This is a genomic window from Dawidia cretensis, from assembly GCF_018598175.1.
Lineage (GTDB): Bacteria > Bacteroidota > Bacteroidia > Cytophagales > Cyclobacteriaceae > Ohtaekwangia > Ohtaekwangia cretensis.
Genome location: NZ_JAHESE010000031.1, coordinates 54,425 through 70,144 on the forward strand (window position 1 = coordinate 54,425; position 15,720 = coordinate 70,144).

The 15,720-nt window shown below is 54.3% G+C and carries 16 protein-coding genes; 14 read left to right on the forward strand and 2 right to left on the reverse strand.

Annotated features, from left to right (window positions below):
• The first annotated feature begins 14 nt into the window (after positions 1–14).
• Both greA and KK062_RS23785 read left to right on the forward strand, forming a co-directional pair.
• Entirely contained in the window at positions 15–491 is a 477-nt protein-coding gene (greA, locus tag KK062_RS23780; RefSeq protein ID WP_254086866.1) for a transcription elongation factor GreA, read from the forward strand.
• Positions 492–503: 12 nt separating this feature from the next.
• Complete coding sequence (locus tag KK062_RS23785; RefSeq protein WP_254086867.1) at positions 504–902, forward strand: HIT family protein; 399 nt, start codon at positions 504–506, stop codon at positions 900–902.
• 16 nt (positions 903–918) lie between these two features.
• Here KK062_RS23785 and KK062_RS23790 read toward each other — a convergent pair whose 3' ends face one another.
• Entirely contained in the window at positions 919–1,155 is a 237-nt protein-coding gene (locus KK062_RS23790) for a hypothetical protein (protein ID WP_254086868.1), read from the reverse strand.
• Between the two features lie 19 nt (positions 1,156–1,174).
• Here KK062_RS23790 and KK062_RS23795 point away from each other — a divergent pair, with 19 nt between their 5' ends.
• Positions 1,175–1,771, forward strand: coding sequence for a GNAT family N-acetyltransferase (locus KK062_RS23795; protein ID WP_254086869.1), 597 nt, complete (start codon positions 1,175–1,177; stop codon positions 1,769–1,771).
• Here KK062_RS23795 and KK062_RS23800 read toward each other — a convergent pair.
• Positions 1,713–2,981, reverse strand: coding sequence for a Pycsar system effector family protein (locus KK062_RS23800; protein ID WP_254086870.1), 1,269 nt, complete (start codon positions 2,979–2,981; stop codon positions 1,713–1,715). The genes KK062_RS23795 and KK062_RS23800 overlap by 59 nt on opposite strands.
• A 172-nt stretch (positions 2,982–3,153) precedes the next feature.
• Between KK062_RS23800 and KK062_RS23805 the strand changes: the two genes are divergently transcribed.
• From KK062_RS23805 to KK062_RS23855, 11 genes are all read left to right on the forward strand, one after another.
• Positions 3,154–6,867: a BamA/TamA family outer membrane protein gene (locus KK062_RS23805; RefSeq protein ID WP_254086871.1), complete on the forward strand. Its 3,714-nt coding sequence runs from the start codon at positions 3,154–3,156 to the stop codon at positions 6,865–6,867.
• A gap of 388 nt (positions 6,868–7,255) precedes the next feature.
• A complete protein-coding gene (locus KK062_RS23810; protein WP_254086872.1) occupies positions 7,256–7,639 on the forward strand; it encodes a hypothetical protein in 384 nt (127 codons plus the stop codon).
• A 74-nt stretch (positions 7,640–7,713) separates the two neighbouring features.
• The gene (locus tag KK062_RS23815) at positions 7,714–7,905 is read left to right on the forward strand and encodes a 30S ribosomal protein THX (RefSeq protein ID WP_254086873.1); all 192 of its coding nucleotides are present in this window, start codon (positions 7,714–7,716) and stop codon (positions 7,903–7,905) included.
• A gap of 150 nt (positions 7,906–8,055) precedes the next feature.
• The gene (locus tag KK062_RS23820; protein ID WP_254086874.1) at positions 8,056–9,453 is read left to right on the forward strand and encodes an anthranilate synthase component I family protein; all 1,398 of its coding nucleotides are present in this window, start codon (positions 8,056–8,058) and stop codon (positions 9,451–9,453) included.
• A gap of 35 nt (positions 9,454–9,488) precedes the next feature.
• Complete coding sequence (locus KK062_RS23825; protein ID WP_254086875.1) at positions 9,489–10,055, forward strand: anthranilate synthase component II; 567 nt, start codon at positions 9,489–9,491, stop codon at positions 10,053–10,055.
• A 12-nt stretch (positions 10,056–10,067) separates the two neighbouring features.
• Positions 10,068–11,054, forward strand: a complete 987-nt coding sequence (gene trpD, locus KK062_RS23830) for an anthranilate phosphoribosyltransferase (protein ID WP_254086876.1) — start codon at positions 10,068–10,070, stop codon at positions 11,052–11,054.
• Between the two features lie 12 nt (positions 11,055–11,066).
• A complete protein-coding gene (trpC, locus tag KK062_RS23835; RefSeq protein WP_254086877.1) occupies positions 11,067–11,873 on the forward strand; it encodes an indole-3-glycerol phosphate synthase TrpC in 807 nt (268 codons plus the stop codon).
• A gap of 1 nt (position 11,874) precedes the next feature.
• Entirely contained in the window at positions 11,875–12,498 is a 624-nt protein-coding gene (locus KK062_RS23840; RefSeq protein ID WP_254086878.1) for a phosphoribosylanthranilate isomerase, read from the forward strand.
• A complete protein-coding gene (gene trpB, locus KK062_RS23845) occupies positions 12,495–13,676 on the forward strand; it encodes a tryptophan synthase subunit beta (RefSeq protein WP_254086879.1) in 1,182 nt (393 codons plus the stop codon). Before KK062_RS23840 ends, trpB begins: the two co-directional genes overlap by 4 nt.
• A 48-nt stretch (positions 13,677–13,724) precedes the next feature.
• Positions 13,725–14,513, forward strand: a complete 789-nt coding sequence (trpA, locus tag KK062_RS23850; RefSeq protein WP_254086880.1) for a tryptophan synthase subunit alpha — start codon at positions 13,725–13,727, stop codon at positions 14,511–14,513.
• On the forward strand, positions 14,510–15,520 hold the full coding sequence (locus tag KK062_RS23855) for a bifunctional 3-deoxy-7-phosphoheptulonate synthase/chorismate mutase (protein WP_254086881.1): 1,011 nt from the start codon (positions 14,510–14,512) through the stop codon (positions 15,518–15,520). The genes trpA and KK062_RS23855 overlap by 4 nt, the downstream gene beginning before the upstream one ends.
• The last annotated feature ends 200 nt before the right edge of the window (positions 15,521–15,720 follow it).

Consider the following 15,720-nt stretch of genomic DNA (forward strand, 5'->3'; position numbering starts at 1 on the left):
AATTATTTCATGCCATGAGCAAGAAAATTTCTTACTACACGAAAGAGGGCCTCGACAGATTGAGGAGTGAGCTGAGCGAGCTGAAGTCTAAAGGCCGGGCCGATATAGCCCGCCAGATTGCAGAAGCCCGGGACAAGGGGGACTTGAGTGAGAACGCCGAGTACGATGCCGCAAAAGACGCGCAAGGTCACCTGGAAGCGAAGATCGCCCAGATGGAAGATCTTGTTGGCAACGCTCGTCTACTTGATGAAAACAATATCGATACGTCGAAGGTATCTATCCTTTCAAAGGTGACCATTAAGAACCGCAAGAACGGTGCGATGGTGACCTATACCCTGGTATCGGAAGAAGAAGCCGACCTGAAAGCCGGTAAGATCTCTACCATGTCGCCCATCGGCAAGGGCTTGCTGGGCAAGAAGAAAGGCGAAGCCGCGCAGATCAAAACACCTGCCGGCGAGATCGAGTTTGAAGTAATCGATATTACTGCATAACGGCTGTCGCGTATGGCATCCATCTTTACCCGCATTATTAACCGTGAGCTGCCCGGTCACATTGTGGCCGAGGACGACGCCTATATTGCATTCCTCGACATCACGCCGCTGGTCATGGGCCATACACTGGTGGTGCCGAAAAAAGAGGTGGATTATATCTTCGAGCTCGACGACAGGACTTTTACCGGTCTGCACCTATTCGCTAAAAAGGTGGCGGGTGCTATCGAGCGCGCGGTACCCTGCCTGCGTATCGGCGTAGCCGTGGTGGGCCTGGAAGTGCCGCATACCCATATACACCTCATTCCCATGAACACCGTGGGTGATATCAATTTCTCCCGCGAAAAGTTAAAGCCCACACAAGAGCAGCTCGCCGAAGTGGCCGACCGCATTCGTACTGCCTATGCAGGCTAGGAGATCCGTTCGTGGATCACACCAGTCCGTTGAGGTATAGGTTAAACTCCAGCGCGCTGGACTCCGCAAAACCATCCACCTTCAGGTCTTCCAGGATTTCTTCGTCAAATTGCATTTCGCGCATCTCGGCGACGCCCTCCTGGATCGTGATTTCCGTGCCCGTATAGTGGATCGGGTTTACCCGCACGAGGATCGTTAGGCCCTCGATTTCTTTCCGGAAATACTGGTGTACGATATTGCTGCCTTTGGCCATTTCTGTTTTTCTTTGAGCTATGATTCGACTGGACCTGTCCGAACGTATCGTTACCAGCCGGCTTATTTTGCAGAGGCTAAGGTACGAAGATGCCGAAGAAATTTTCTATACCTACGCCAGCAAACCCGATGTGACCCGCTATATGTCCTGGCCCACGCATCAGTCTGTAGAAGATACCCGCGCGTTCTTACGGTATGCCGTGTCGGGCTGGTACGAAGGCATCGACTATTCTTTTTCCATTCGCCTGCGCTCGAATAATAAATTGATCGGCAGCTTTGGTGTTGTCAACGAAGACGGCAAGCTGCAGTTTGGCTATATCTTCAGCCCACAGTACTGGAACCAGGGCTATGCCACGGAAGTATGCCGGGAGATGATGCCACGGCTCCGGGCACAGCCGGGGGTATTTCGCATCGGCACGTATGTCGATACCGAAAACGGCGCATCGTTACAGGTGCTGCGCAAAGCCGGCCTGGCAGAGGAGGGAGTACTGCGGCAATGGATGCGGTTTCCCAACCAGGGTAACGAGCCTAAAGACTGTGTGGCGTTTGTGTTCGCGCCTACGGCGTCAGCAGATCGCGGAGCGAATACGGCTGATAGTATACCATCGTCGCGATGAGGAACGTGATGTTCGAGGCGACAAAACCAAACATAAACACGGTATACGACAGGCGCAGGAATTTATACTTGCGCGCCAATACCTTGCCCAGGAAGTAGATGTCTTTGATCATGCTGCCGTAGAGGTAGTCATAGTCTTTCATCATTTCGCGCATGCCCCAATCGTAGTCGTTTAGTGACATGCTGTGAAAGTTACCAAAGAACAGCAGGTTGGTCTTTTTGTTGTGTATGTCCTCGCGGGTAAACTCGCCTTTGGCAATGTTGGGGCGGGTGGAGATGATGGCGAGTACAATGGTGATGAGACAGGTAAAGACCAGCATGAGGGTGGGCACGAGCAGGTGGGGGAAGTCCTCCAGCTTGCGCAGCAGCACGCTCACCACAATCGACAGGATGATGGTGTTGATCGAGATCATGATGTTGGCCTTGGTGTCGGCCATGCCGCTGAGCGTTACGTGATTTTCGGACGTGGTGCGAAACATGGTCTCTATACCACGGTCGGGGCGCTCGCGCTTCTCCAGCTTCTTGCGCAGCTTGGCGACTTCGCGTTCCAGGTCGTGATCTTTATCATTGTTCTTATCTTTATCCTTACCGCCTTTGTGGTCCTCTTCGGTTTCGGGGTGCAATTGTTTCTTCAAGCGTTTGATATTCTTTTTCTTCAACGGCTGTAATACGGTTTTGCCGTACTCGGTAAAGTACTCGTGATTTTTTAGAAAGCTAAGATTATACTCCAGCCACTGCTTGTCCGAATTAAAGTGTATGTCCTTTACGATGGCAATTTCCTGGCGCAGGCATTGGCCGCGTTCGGCAATGTCTCCTTTGGCCAGGTGTTGCAGGTCGGCGTCGCAGAGTACCTGGCCCAGCAGGTCTTGCGGATTTTGGGGCATGCGCGTGGCGAGGATGGTACGTTGCACGGCGATGGTCTTTTCGTCGGAGGCACCCCAGTCGCGCAGGAACTTGACGGCCGTGCTGGCTGAATCGCGCTCGTGGTGTTCGCAGCCATACAGGTAGCCGATGTCGTGCATCCAGGCTGCTACCAGTACGGTTTCTTGTTGATCCTCTGTCAGGTTGGAAGCCTGCCCGATCTCATAGGCGGCGGCGGCTACCTCGCGGGTGTGCCGCAGGTCGTGGAACACGAAATGGGCCGGAAGTTTTTCACCCAGCACAGACTCCGCATATTCCCGGGCTTTGCGTACCAATTCTGTCTCAACCATGCGCTGTTCAATGCATTAAACCTACAACTAATTCGGTAGATTAAACTTAAAACTAAGAAAATTTGTGTTTAGTTTGATGCCTGAAAAATATCAGATTATCAGTACGATAAGTACCATAATCAAAACTCGGCAGGTATACCACGTACATATCAACGCACGGTTTGTATAGTTTATGATAAAACGTCTCCTTCTTTTTTCCGTTCTCTCGTTTTCCCTGCTTCCGGACACGTTTGCCCAGCAGAAAAAGGTAAGCTTTTACCTGATTGGCGACGCCGGCGAGCCGACCCTTTCCACCAACGGCATGCAGGAGCTTTTACAAACGCACCATGACCCGGCGGTACCCGCCACCGCCGTTTTCCTCGGCGACAATGTATATCCCAAAGGGATGCCCGATGTAAACGACGGCGCACGCCAACGGGCCGAAAAAATTCTACGCGACCAGATCGCCCTGCTGAACGGGTTTAACGCGACGATGTATTTCATTCCCGGCAACCACGACTGGAAGCGCGGCCGCAGCGCCGGCTGGGAGCAGCTTATGCACCAGCAAGCCTTTATCGACTCCCTGCACAACCCTGCCGTCCATTTTGCCCCCCAGGACGGCTGCCCCGGTCCGGTGGAGATCGCTGTCAACGATCAGGTGACACTGGTCATCATGGACTCGCAGTGGTTTCTCCACCCGTGGGATAAACCTGCCGGCGACGACAGCCCCTGCGCGGCCAAACGCCCGGAAGACGTGCTCATCAGCCTGGAAGACATATTTTTACGCAACCAGCACAAACGCGTTATAGTGGCGGCACACCACCCGTTGTACACCTACGGCGAGCACGGCGGTGTATTTACCTGGAAGGACCATCTGTTTCCACTCTATGACCTGAACCACAGCCTCTATATCCCCATGCCGGTGGTCGGGTCGATATACCCGTTGTACCGCAAGGTATTTGGCAATATTCAGGATACGGCGCACCCCCTCTACAAACGCTACATCCGTTTGTTGTCGGGCCTGCTGGAAAAATATCCCAATACGCTGTATGTCAGTGGTCACGACCACAATTTACAGTATAGCTACAAAGACAGCGTGCACTATATTGTCAGCGGTGCCGGCTCCAAGGCGACGAATGTCAGGAAGAAGGGCTATGCCAGGTTTGTCTCCCGCCACCTGGGCTTTGTCAAGGTCGATGTGCTCGATAACGGCGCCGCCACGGTAGACTATTACCAAACCGGCCAGCAGGCTTCGGTATACCATATCGATGTGCCCGCGCCGCCCGCCGCCCTGAGCGCCGACGCCGGCAACCTACCCGACTTCTCTAAAACGGTACGGGTGCATGCCAGCGACCAGTACGAGGCGGGTAGATTCAAACAAAAGATGCTCGGCAAGAATTACCGCGCGGAATGGAAGCAAGACCTCGACGTGCCGGTGTTTGACATGGGCACAAAAGCGGGTGGGCTGAAGATCGTCCAGAAGGGCGGCGGCATGCAGACCTTGTCGCTACGCCTGGAAAATTCACAGGGCGAGCAATATACTTTGCGCTCGGTCGAGAAGTTCCCCGCGAAGGCGGTGCCGGAAATGTTACAAAACACGTTCGCGCAGGACCTGGTACAGGACCAGATTTCCGCTTCGCACCCGTACGGCGCCCTGATCATCGCCCCGCTGGCCAGGGCCGCGGGCGTATACCACACCCATCCGGAGCTGGTGTATATACCCGACGATCCGCGCCTGGGCATATACCGAAAGGAGTTTGCCAACACGCTCGCGTTGTTTGAAGAACGTCCCGAAGGTGAAGCGAAAGACAAGCCGCACTTCGGCAATGCCGACAAGATCATCAGCTATGACAAGCTGTTGGGCCGCCTGGCCAAAGACAACGACAATGTGGTAGACCAGGAGTTTGTCATGCACTCGCGCCTGTTCGACCTCGTCATTGGCGACTGGGACCGTCACGATGACCAGTGGCGCTGGGCGCAATTCAAAGAGAAGAAAGCCGAGATATACCGCCCCATTCCGCGCGACCGCGACCAGGCGTTTTTTGCCAGCGATGGCACCCTGGCCAGGGTATGGAGCCGCCGCTGGGCGCTGCCGAAGTTTGAAGGCTTCCGCGAAGACGTAAACTGGGTGCCGGGCTTTATGTTCAACGGGCGTTATTTCGATCGGAGCTTTTTGAATGCGACGACTTCCGCGGAGTGGGTTGCCGAGGCGAAGAAGCTGCAGCAACAGCTCACCGACGCGGTGATTGATTCTGCTGTAAAACAATTTCCGCCATCCATCTATACACTGCACGGTGCCGCGATTGCCCACAAGATGAAAGCCCGCCGCGACCGGCTGCCGGAGTACGCGCTGGCGCACTATAAATTCCTGGCGAAGGAAGTCGATGTTGCCGGCTCTGACAAGCCTGAATATTTTGATGTCGAGCACCAGGCGAACGGCGACGTGCAGGTGAAGGTGTATAAGATCAATAAGGACAACGAGCGCACCGATAAGATCTACGATCGTCTCTTTCTGCGGAGCGAGACGAAAGAGGTAAGACTTTTCGGGCAAGGTGGCGACGATGTCTTTGACCTGCGGGGTGAAGGCAAAGGCGGGATCCTGCTACGCATCATTGGCGGCGACGGTCGCGATTCTGTCACCAGCACGGCCTCGGTAGGAGGGTTGCTGAAAGCACACAAGGCATACGACCTGGAGTCGGGTATGACCTTTGGCGAACGCAAGGACCTGGACGACGCCCGGTCGGTTAACCCCGCGGTAAACCTGTACGATCGCAAGGCCTTCCGCTATCCGCGTCTGGCGCCGCTTATAACCGGTAACTATAACTACGACGATGGTTTGTTTCTGGGCGGTGGTTTTCTGTTTACTACGCATGGATTTCGGAAACAGCCGTATGCCAGCCAGCATTTGTTCCTGGCCAGCTATGCGCCCGTGACCGGGTCGTATAACTTCCGGTATGACGGACGGTTTCAACAGGTGTTTGGCAAGTGGGGTATCATGCTCGACTTTGATGTGAAGGCGCCGAACTTTGTGAACAACTTCTTCGGCTGGGGCAACGAGACCGTCTATGACGACGATATTGACGACAAGCCCATTGTGGCGGATCAGGACCTGAACAATCCCATCGATTTTTATCGTCTCCGCCTGCAGCAGGTAGAGCTTCAGGCCATGCTCACGCGGCCGTTAGGATCGATCGGCTACTTCCGCATTGGTCCGATGTATCAACGCACGGAGATTGAAGCGCCGAAAAATACACCACGGTTTATTAGCGAGTATGCCAAAACGCTGGACGAGCCGTTGTTTGAAGTAGACAAACAGTTTGTCGGCGGACGTGTGCAGTGGGGGATTGACAAGCGCGATAATCCGGTTGTCACCACGCGTGGGATATTGCTCACGGAGTCGTCGTTGTTTATGAAAGGCATCGAGGCGCGTGCGCATAACTTCACGTCGCATAATGCTACGCTGTCGTTCTATCAGTCTTTCCGGATTCCGGCGCGTGTTACGTTCGCGTTGCGCGTAGGCGGGGGCATCAACACCGGCAACTATGAAATCTACCAGGCGCAGATCCTGGATGGTCGCACCGAGCTGCGAGGCTATCGTAAGACACGCTTTTATGGCGACCGCGACTTTTACAGCAACAACGAGGTGCGAATGAAGCTGGCGAGCTTCCGGTCGTACCTGTTCCCGGCGTCGTTGGGCATTAATGGGTTTTATGACATCGGGCGGGTTTGGTATAAGGACGCTACCGGCAAGGATCCAAGCACGGCAGATGGAACTTCGTCGGCGTGGCACAAGGGTGTCGGCGGGGGGATTTGGTTTACGCCGTTCAACCTGGCCGTGCTGTCTACGGAAATGGCGTTTAGCAAGGACGGGAATATGGTGTATTTGCGGCTGGGATTCTTGTTTTAATACAGTGCTGGCGCTAAGACCAATGCTGGCGCCAGCTGCAGCCACATATAACATAGATATGACATAGCATTGAAATACAATTGACATACCATTGTAATAGTCCTATAAGGGCTATTACAATGCAGGGTCAAATCACAGGCTGGTCACGGTCGAATAGGCTTGTGCCTGAATGACAGTTATTCTCGAATTGGGCTCAACACCCCCTTTTGGCACGTCACTCACTCGCTTCAAGCCGTTTGCGGCCACACGAGCTTAAAAAACACTTAAAAACCTTACGGTTCAACAATCGTTTTTTTGGCGTTAAACAGGCGTTTACGAAAAAATCCGGAGTTTTCAAATCTACGGGCATACCGTTTGCCGTATATGGTGATAACTCAAAGAAAAAGAAATGGAAACGGTAACTAAAACAGTTTGGTTAGTCGGCAAAAAACTTCAGAACCAGGATATTATAGAAAACCTGGAAACGGAGGGTTACGTAGTGCGCGGCTTTCACGAAGACAAGTTTTCGCTTGCCGATGATCAGCCCGACCTGGTCATCTTTTCAGAAGCTGAGATTAAGGGGTTTGAGATCCTGGTAAGGCTTCGCAATTTTTATCCGGCCACTACCATCATGTCGGTGCCGGAAGCGCAGATCGAGAAGATGATTCAGAAAGCGCCGGAAAGAGGCCAGGCTTCGAATAAAGTACCGGAGTCCGGTCCCGATGATTTTCAGGAGTCGGTGAACCGTTTGATTGAATCGATCCTCAAAATCGAGGACGACAACGAAGAATAACGTCAAAAATTCTTCTTCCATTTTGGAATCGTGTCGGACTTTATTATCATTGCCGACCAAACAAGTCCAAACTAATGGGAAGAGGAGATAAAAAAACTGCAAAAGGTAAACGCACAAAAGGTTCTTTTGGTGTTTCCAGAAATAAGGAAGCCATCAAAGCACGTATCAAAAGAGCTGCTTCAAAGAAAACAACAACGGCTGTAGCGTCTGAGTCCGAGGTTGCTGCAAAACCGAAAAGAACTGCCGCAAAGAAAAAAGCGGAATAGTCAATAGATGAAAAACTTCAACAACATAGCTTGGTGGTGGCATATATCTAAACACGATATGTGAGCAGCCAAACTATGTAGATACCATAACGCCGAAGGCCTGCTGTTCACACAGCAGGCCTTTCTTTTTTTCTGCCGATTGATTCGATTATGAAATACAAACTTACTACGTACGCAAAGAAATTACTGGCCGACACGCTCACGCCTGTAAACATTTACCTCAAGCTGCGCGATGTGTTCGCCGGCAGCATTCTGCTCGAAAGCTCCGACTACCATGGGCATGAGAACAGTCTGTCGTTCATCTGCTGCGACCCCATCGCCTCTTTCCAGGTACACCAGGGCCGCATCCTGGTGCAATACCCCGACGGCTCCGTCCAGGACCACGCCGCCACGCGCGACAATGTCATTCCGCAGCTGGAAGAGTTCCGGCACGCGTTCGACGTGGATCAGTCCGTCACCACCAAATATCCCAACGCAGGCCTCTTTGGTTACATGGCGTACGATGCAGTACGGTTCTACGAGGACATCCACGTCGGGAGCGACGAAGCGCGTACCATTCCGGATATCCTGTATAAGTTCTACCGGTATATCATCGTGGTCGACCACTTCTCCAACGAGCTGAGCCTCTTCGAGCATGGTTACCAGCAAGCTGCGTCCTCGCTCGATCGCATCGAGCAGATCATCTTCAGCAATCGTTTTTCTACGTATAAGTTCTCGCTCATGAATGGCGAGGAATCAAACTTTACCGATGAGGAGTTTCTGAAAGTAATCGAAAAAGGTAAAGAGCATTGCTACCGCGGCGACGTATTTCAGATCGTGCTGTCGCGCCGGTTCCAGTGTGGGTTTAAAGGCGATGAGTTTAATGTATACCGCGCGTTGCGTTCCATCAACCCGTCGCCGTACCTGTTCTACTTCGACTATGGCAACTTTAAGCTGATCGGCTCCTCGCCGGAAGCACAGTTGCAGGTGAAAGCGGGCAAAGCCCATATATACCCCATTGCCGGCACCTTCCGCCGCTCGGGCAACGACCAGGAAGATGCTGCTATTGCCGCACGCCTGGCGGCCGATGAAAAAGAAAATGCCGAGCACGTCATGCTCGTGGACCTCGCCCGCAACGACATGAGCCGCAACGCCTCGCAGGTAACGGTGGAGGTCTTCAAAGAAATTCAATACTACTCACATGTCATTCACCTGGTGTCGAAGGTCACCGGCACGCTGGCGCCGGAAGCATCGATCATTCGCATCGCGGCCGATACGTTTCCGGCGGGTACGCTGTCGGGTGCGCCGAAGCACATGGCCATGTCGTTGATCAATCAATATGAGCATGGCAACCGCGGCTACTACGGTGGCGCGATCGGTTTTATGGGCTTCGACGGATCGTTTAACCATGCCATCATGATCCGCACGTTCCTGAGCCAGGACAACAACCTGATCTACCAGGCCGGTGCGGGGGTGGTGTCGAAGTCGCTGGCGGAAAGCGAGCTGCAAGAAGTAAACAATAAACTCACGGCCCTGCGCAAAGCTGTGCTGCTGGCGGAGAAGATCTGATATACCACGCTAAGAAATTATAAGCAATTACAGAGATGAAATTACTGGTAATAGATAACTACGACTCGTTCACGTACAACCTTGTACACATCATCCGCGAGCTGAAGTACGCGGTCGATATCGTGCGCAACGACAAGATTTCGGTGGAAGCGGTCAAGCAATACGACAAGATCTTATTGTCGCCAGGTCCGGGCATACCCGATGAAGCCGGCATCATGAAAGCCGTCGTGCGCGAATACGGTCCTTCGAAAAGTATTCTCGGCGTGTGCCTGGGTCACCAGGGCATTGGCGAAGTATATGGCGCAACGCTGTATAACATTCCGCGCGTGCTGCACGGTGTTACGTCGCAGGTGGAAATAAAAGATACCGACGAGTATATGTTCCAGGGTGTATCGCCGGTCTTTCAAGCCACGCATTATCACTCGTGGGCGGTGATGCCGCAAAGTTTTACACCCGAGCTGAAAATCACCGCGACGAACAACGAAGGACTGGTCATGGCCCTGCGCCACACCCGGTACGATGTACGCGGTGTACAATTCCACCCGGAGTCGATCATGACGCCGGAAGGACCGAAGATGATCGAAAACTGGTTGAAACATTAATCCCGATTCGCGATGAAACAAGTTCTTACTGATTTGATCGAGCACCGTTCGCTCTCCCGGGAAACCGCCCACCAGGTACTGGTCGACCTGACCTCGGGTAACGTGAACCTCAGCCAGATCGCCGCCTTTATGACCGTGTATATGATGCGCAGCATCACCGTGGACGAGCTGCAAGGTTTTCGCGATGCCATGCTGGAGCTTTGCCTGCCGGTCAAGTTTGACCAGCCCGTGATCGATGTCTGTGGCACGGGCGGCGATAGCAAAAACACCTTTAACATCTCGACGCTCTCCTCGTTCGTGGTTGCTGCCGCGGGACAACCCGTCGCGAAGCACGGCAACTATGGAGTGTCGTCGGTGAGTGGTTCCTCGAACCTGCTGGAATACTTCGGCTACAAGTTTACCAACGACATCGACTCGCTCAAGCAAAGCCTGGACCGCGCCAACATCTGCTTCATGCATGCGCCGCTGTTCCACCCCGCCATGAAAAACGTGGCGCCTATCCGCAAGGAGCTTGGGGTAAAGACGTTCTTTAACATGCTGGGCCCGATGGTGAACCCGGCCTTTCCGCAACGTCAGCTGGTGGGTGTGTTTAGCCTGGAGCTGGCCCGGCAGTATGGTTATCTATACCAGAACACCGACAAGCAGTTTGTCATTCTACACTCGCTGGATGGATATGATGAGATCTCGCTCACCGGTGACTTCAAATACTTTTCGAATCGTGGCGAGCGCATGGCCGCCCCGGCTGACCTTGGACTGCCGCGCCTGACGGTTGCTGACCTGAAAGGTGGCGATACCGTGGAAGAAGCGGCGAAGGTGTTCATGCGTGTACTGGAAGGCAAAGGCACCGCCGCGCAAAATGCCGTCGTCACGGCCAATGCAGGCATGGCACTCTATGCCGCGAACCAGGCAGCGGGTCTGCCCGCGGCACTCGAACGTGCATCCGAAGCGCTGAAGTCCGGCAAGGCCCTGGCCTCTTTTAAAAAATTAGTAAACCCGTAACCGCTGCCCTGTATGAGCACTACGCCTAATATTCTGGATAAAATCATCGCCCAAAAGCGGCTTGAAGTAGGAGAACGCAAGGAGCTCTACCCTGTGCGGTTGCTGGAGAAGAGCTTGTACTTCGAGTCCACGCCGGTGTCGATGCGCAAGTATATTCAGCGTCCCGACTTGTCGGGTATCATTGCCGAGTTCAAGCGCAAGTCGCCGTCGAAGGGGATTATCAATGCACACGCGCCGGTGGAGCGCACGACGATTGGTTACATGCAGGCGGGCGCCTCGGCGCTGTCGGTGCTAACCGACAAACCATTCTTTGGCGGCAGCAACGAAGACCTGACGCTGGCCCGCCGGTTTAACTTCTGTCCCATCATTCGCAAAGACTTCACGATCGACGAGTACCAGGTGCTCGAAGCCAAGTCGATCGGTGCCGATGCTATACTGCTCATCGCAGCCGTATTGACACCGGCTGAATCGAAAACACTGGCAACACTAGCCCACTCGTTGGGCATGGAGGTATTGCTGGAAGTACACGACGAAGCCGAGCTGCAAGCAAACCTCGAAGTAGGCGCGGACATGATCGGCGTCAACAACCGCAACCTCAAAACGTTTGAGGTAAGCATTGAAATCTCGAAACGCCTGGCGCCGCTTATTCCCGCGTCGGTCGTCAAGGTGTCGGAAAGTGGCATCTCTTCACCCGAGACGATCCGGATACTGCGTGAAGTCGGCTACGAAGGATTCTTGATGGGCGAGAACTTTATGAAACACAGCCGTCCGGAGAAAGCGGCGCTGGAATTCATTGAACAATTAACCGCCAGGGTGTAACATGAGCCTACAACTCAAAGTATGTGGCATGCGTGATGCCGATAATATCCTTCAGGTGGCGGCACTCCGTCCGGCCTATATGGGATTTATCTTTTACGGGAAGTCGCCGCGCTTTGTGGGAGAGTCGTTTGTGTTGCCGGCCGGTTTTCCGGCGGAGATTAAAAAGGTAGGGGTATTTGTCAATGCTTCGGCCGAGACGATGCTGGCCACCGCCGCCCGCGTGGGACTGGATGCGTTGCAACTGCATGGCCATGAGTCGGTGGAAGTATGCCGGCAGGTAAAGGCTGCCGGACTGGAAGTGATCAAAGTATTTTCCGTCGACGACGATTTTGATTTCGCCAGTACTGAACCTTACAGGGAGGTGGCCGACTATTTTCTCTTCGATACGAAGGGGAAACTATACGGCGGCAACGCGCAGACCTTTGACTGGTCCGTGCTGCGCCGCTACGATCAACAGGTTCCGTTCTTCCTCAGTGGCGGCCTTACACCGGCGAATGTCGCCGGGGCGGTGGCGCTGGACGGTGTGAACCTGTACGCACTGGATGTAAACAGCGGGGTGGAAACAGCACCCGGCAAAAAAGATCTCGGATTACTACAAGAACTGAAAAACAACAGCAGACTATGAACTATTCAGTAGACGATCGTGGCTACTATGGCCAGTTTGGCGGAGCCTATATTCCGGAGATGCTCTATCCCAACGTGGAAGAGCTTCGCAGCCGGTACCTGGACATTCTGCAGCAGGAAGACTTCCGCCGCGAGTTCGACGACTTGCTGCGCCACTATGTGGGTCGGCCCACGCCGCTCTATTTCGCGAAGCGGTTGTCGCAAGCCTGTAATGCGCAGGTGTTCCTGAAACGCGAAGATCTGTGCCACACGGGTGCGCACAAGGTAAATAATACCATCGGCCAGATCCTGGTCGCCAAGCGCCTCGGTAAACAAAAGATCATTGCCGAGACCGGCGCCGGACAGCACGGCGTCGCCACGGCTACGGTATGCGCGCTCATGGGCATGGAGTGTATAGTATACATGGGTCAGGTCGACATGGAGCGGCAACGCCCGAATGTCGAGCGCATGCGTATCCTGGGCGCCACCGTGGTACCCGCCGTCAGCGGCAGCATGACGTTGAAAGATGCCACGAACGAAGCCATGCGTCACTGGATCAACAATCCTACCGATACACACTATATCATTGGCTCGGTCGTGGGCCCGCACCCGTATCCCGACATGGTCGCGCGGTTCCAATCCGTCATCAGTGAGGAGATGCGCAGCCAGCTGCAAGAAGCCATTGGTAATCCCTTTCCGGATTATGTCTTCGCGTGCGTGGGCGGCGGTTCGAATGCCGCGGGGGCGTTCTATCACTATCTGAACGACGAGCACGTAAACCTCGTCGCCGTAGAAGCGGCCGGGCACGGCGTCAACTCGGGTGAGTCGGCCGCGACCACAGCGTTGGGCAAGCCCGGCATCTTGCATGGCAGCAAAACGTTGCTGATGCAGACGGAGGACGGACAGGTCATCGAGCCGTACTCGATCTCTGCCGGGCTGGATTATCCCGGTATCGGTCCCATGCACGCGCACTTGTTTGACGTGGGGCGGGTGAAGTTTGTCAGCGCCACCGACGACGAGGCGATGGAAGCCGGCATCATGCTGGGCCGTCTGGAAGGAATCATTCCCGCCATCGAGTCGGCGCACGCGCTGGCAGCGCTCAAGCAGTTTGAGTTTGCACCCGACGATGTCGTGGTCGTGAACCTGTCGGGCCGGGGTGACAAGGATCTGGAGACCTATATCCGATGGGGGAAGTACTGACACCCACAGTATCCCCATGTTTTACCTCAATCCAACACCATCATCATCATGAAAAACCGAATTACCTCCCTGTTCGCCACCACCCAAAAAGATATACTCTCTGTATTTTATACCGCGGGCTTTCCGAACCTGCAAGACACGGTAACTATTGCCGAAGCGCTTGCCGCGTCCGGCGCCGACATCATCGAGATCGGCATACCGTTTTCCGACCCGGTAGCCGACGGCCCAACCATTCAGCAAAGCAATAAAGTAGCGCTCGACAATGGCATGAATGTGAAGCTGCTGTTAGAGCAGGTAGCGACCATTCGCCAAAAGGTAAACATCCCCATCATTCTCATGGGCTACCTGAACCCCGTTGTGCAGTATGGCGTCGAGCGTTTTGTCGTCGACGCTGCCAAGGCGGGTGTCGACGGACTCATCCTGCCCGACATGCCGCTCTATGAGTATGAAGAACAATTCCAGGCGCTGTTTGAGAAGCATAACCTCTGCAACACCTTCCTCATTTCACCGACTACCTCCGAAGAACGCATTCGCCGGATCGACGCGGCCACACAAGGATTTATCTATGCCGTAGCGGCGTCCAGCACGACGGGGGCCAAGAGCGACTTTACCGGCGAGCAGCTGGCGTACTTAGACAAGCTGCATAAAATGAAGCAGACCAACCCATTCCTCATCGGCTTTGGCATCTCCAACCGCGATACCTTTGACCGGGCCGCCGCGCACGGCGCGGGCGCCATCATCGGCAGCGCCTTTATCAACTTGCTTCGCGCATCGACCAATCTGCCGGCAGACATTCGCCAGTTCATCGAAGGCATCAAACAACCCTCACGCGTATGATCATCCAACTGACTTCCTCCGTAACCTCGCCCGAAAAGGAAACCATCCTCCAACAGGTAAAAGACCTGGGCTATAAACACAACGAAGTAACCACCCAACGGGGTCACTACATCATTGGCATCGGCAAAGCCGAGTTCGACATTCGCCGACTGGGCCATCTAAAAGGCATCGCCGACATCCACCGTGTGTCCGACGACTATAAGCTCGTATCGCGCAAGTGGAAGGTAGGCAAGACCCAGGTTGACCTGGGCGATGGTGTTGTCATCGGCGACGGATCGCTCTCGCTCATGGCCGGTCCGTGTTCGATCGAAACGGAAGCGCAGGTACACGCTACTATCGAGCACCTCGTAAACAACGGTGTGCGCATCATGCGCGGGGGCGTATTTAAACCGCGCAGCTCGCCGTATGCCTTCCGGGGACTGGGCATCGACGGACTCAAGATGTGGTACACGCAAGCCCGCCAGGCAGGCATCAAGATCATCAGCGAAGTAATGCAAGTGAGCCAGATAGCCGAGATGCACGACTACGTCGACGTCTTTCAGGTGGGCGCGCGCAACACGCAGAACTTCAACCTGCTCGATGAGCTGGGCAAAGTAGACAAGGCTGTCATGATCAAACGCGGCATCTCGGGCACCATCGAAGAGCTATTATACTCGGCCGAGTATGTATTTGCCGCCGGCAACGAAGAGCTCATCCTGTGCGAGCGCGGCATACGTACCTACGAGAAAGCCAGCCGCAATACCATGGACATCAACGCCATTCCCATCCTCAAAGAAAAAACACATTTGCCCGTGGTGGCAGATCCGTCACACGGCATTGGTATACGCGAGTTCGTCGCGCCGGTAGCCTTGGCCACCGTCATGGCCGGTGCCGACGGTGTGATCTACGAAACGCACCAGGAGCCCGAAAAGGCGGCCTCGGATGGTCAGCAAACACTCGACTTCGAGGAGTCCGCCCGGTTGATCAGCCAGTTGCGCAAAGCGCATGCGCTGCTGCGCGAGTTCTAGCGGGCAGGCGAGGGTATTCATGCTGCCTCGAATTGTTGCGCCCTGTCAGGGCTTGGATATACCGTGTTGTTTTTGGCCCAGGCCTTCGCTGTCGCTCTAGCCTGGGCTATTGTATTGCGCCCCGTCGGGGCTGACTGAATTATAATTATTCAATAATTATACCTGAACATACTGGCCCAGGCCTTCGCTGTCGCTCCAGC

Excerpts from the sequence above, each read along its gene's own strand:
- greA (WP_254086866.1), top strand. The coding sequence starts at position 15 with ATGAGCAAGAAAATTTCTTACTACACGAAAGAGGGCCTCGACAGATTG.
- KK062_RS23785 (WP_254086867.1), top strand. The coding sequence starts at position 504 with ATGGCATCCATCTTTACCCGCATTATTAACCGTGAGCTGCCCGGTCAC.
- KK062_RS23790 (WP_254086868.1), bottom strand. The coding sequence starts at position 1,155 with ATGGCCAAAGGCAGCAATATCGTACACCAGTATTTCCGGAAAGAAATC.
- KK062_RS23795 (WP_254086869.1), top strand. The coding sequence starts at position 1,175 with ATGATTCGACTGGACCTGTCCGAACGTATCGTTACCAGCCGGCTTATT.
- KK062_RS23800 (WP_254086870.1), bottom strand. The coding sequence starts at position 2,981 with ATGGTTGAGACAGAATTGGTACGCAAAGCCCGGGAATATGCGGAGTCT.
- KK062_RS23805 (WP_254086871.1), top strand. The coding sequence starts at position 3,154 with ATGATAAAACGTCTCCTTCTTTTTTCCGTTCTCTCGTTTTCCCTGCTT.
- KK062_RS23810 (WP_254086872.1), top strand. The coding sequence starts at position 7,256 with ATGGAAACGGTAACTAAAACAGTTTGGTTAGTCGGCAAAAAACTTCAG.
- KK062_RS23815 (WP_254086873.1), top strand. The coding sequence starts at position 7,714 with ATGGGAAGAGGAGATAAAAAAACTGCAAAAGGTAAACGCACAAAAGGT.
- KK062_RS23820 (WP_254086874.1), top strand. The coding sequence starts at position 8,056 with ATGAAATACAAACTTACTACGTACGCAAAGAAATTACTGGCCGACACG.
- KK062_RS23825 (WP_254086875.1), top strand. The coding sequence starts at position 9,489 with ATGAAATTACTGGTAATAGATAACTACGACTCGTTCACGTACAACCTT.
- trpD (WP_254086876.1), top strand. The coding sequence starts at position 10,068 with ATGAAACAAGTTCTTACTGATTTGATCGAGCACCGTTCGCTCTCCCGG.
- trpC (WP_254086877.1), top strand. The coding sequence starts at position 11,067 with ATGAGCACTACGCCTAATATTCTGGATAAAATCATCGCCCAAAAGCGG.
- KK062_RS23840 (WP_254086878.1), top strand. The coding sequence starts at position 11,875 with ATGAGCCTACAACTCAAAGTATGTGGCATGCGTGATGCCGATAATATC.
- trpB (WP_254086879.1), top strand. The coding sequence starts at position 12,495 with ATGAACTATTCAGTAGACGATCGTGGCTACTATGGCCAGTTTGGCGGA.
- trpA (WP_254086880.1), top strand. The coding sequence starts at position 13,725 with ATGAAAAACCGAATTACCTCCCTGTTCGCCACCACCCAAAAAGATATA.
- KK062_RS23855 (WP_254086881.1), top strand. The coding sequence starts at position 14,510 with ATGATCATCCAACTGACTTCCTCCGTAACCTCGCCCGAAAAGGAAACC.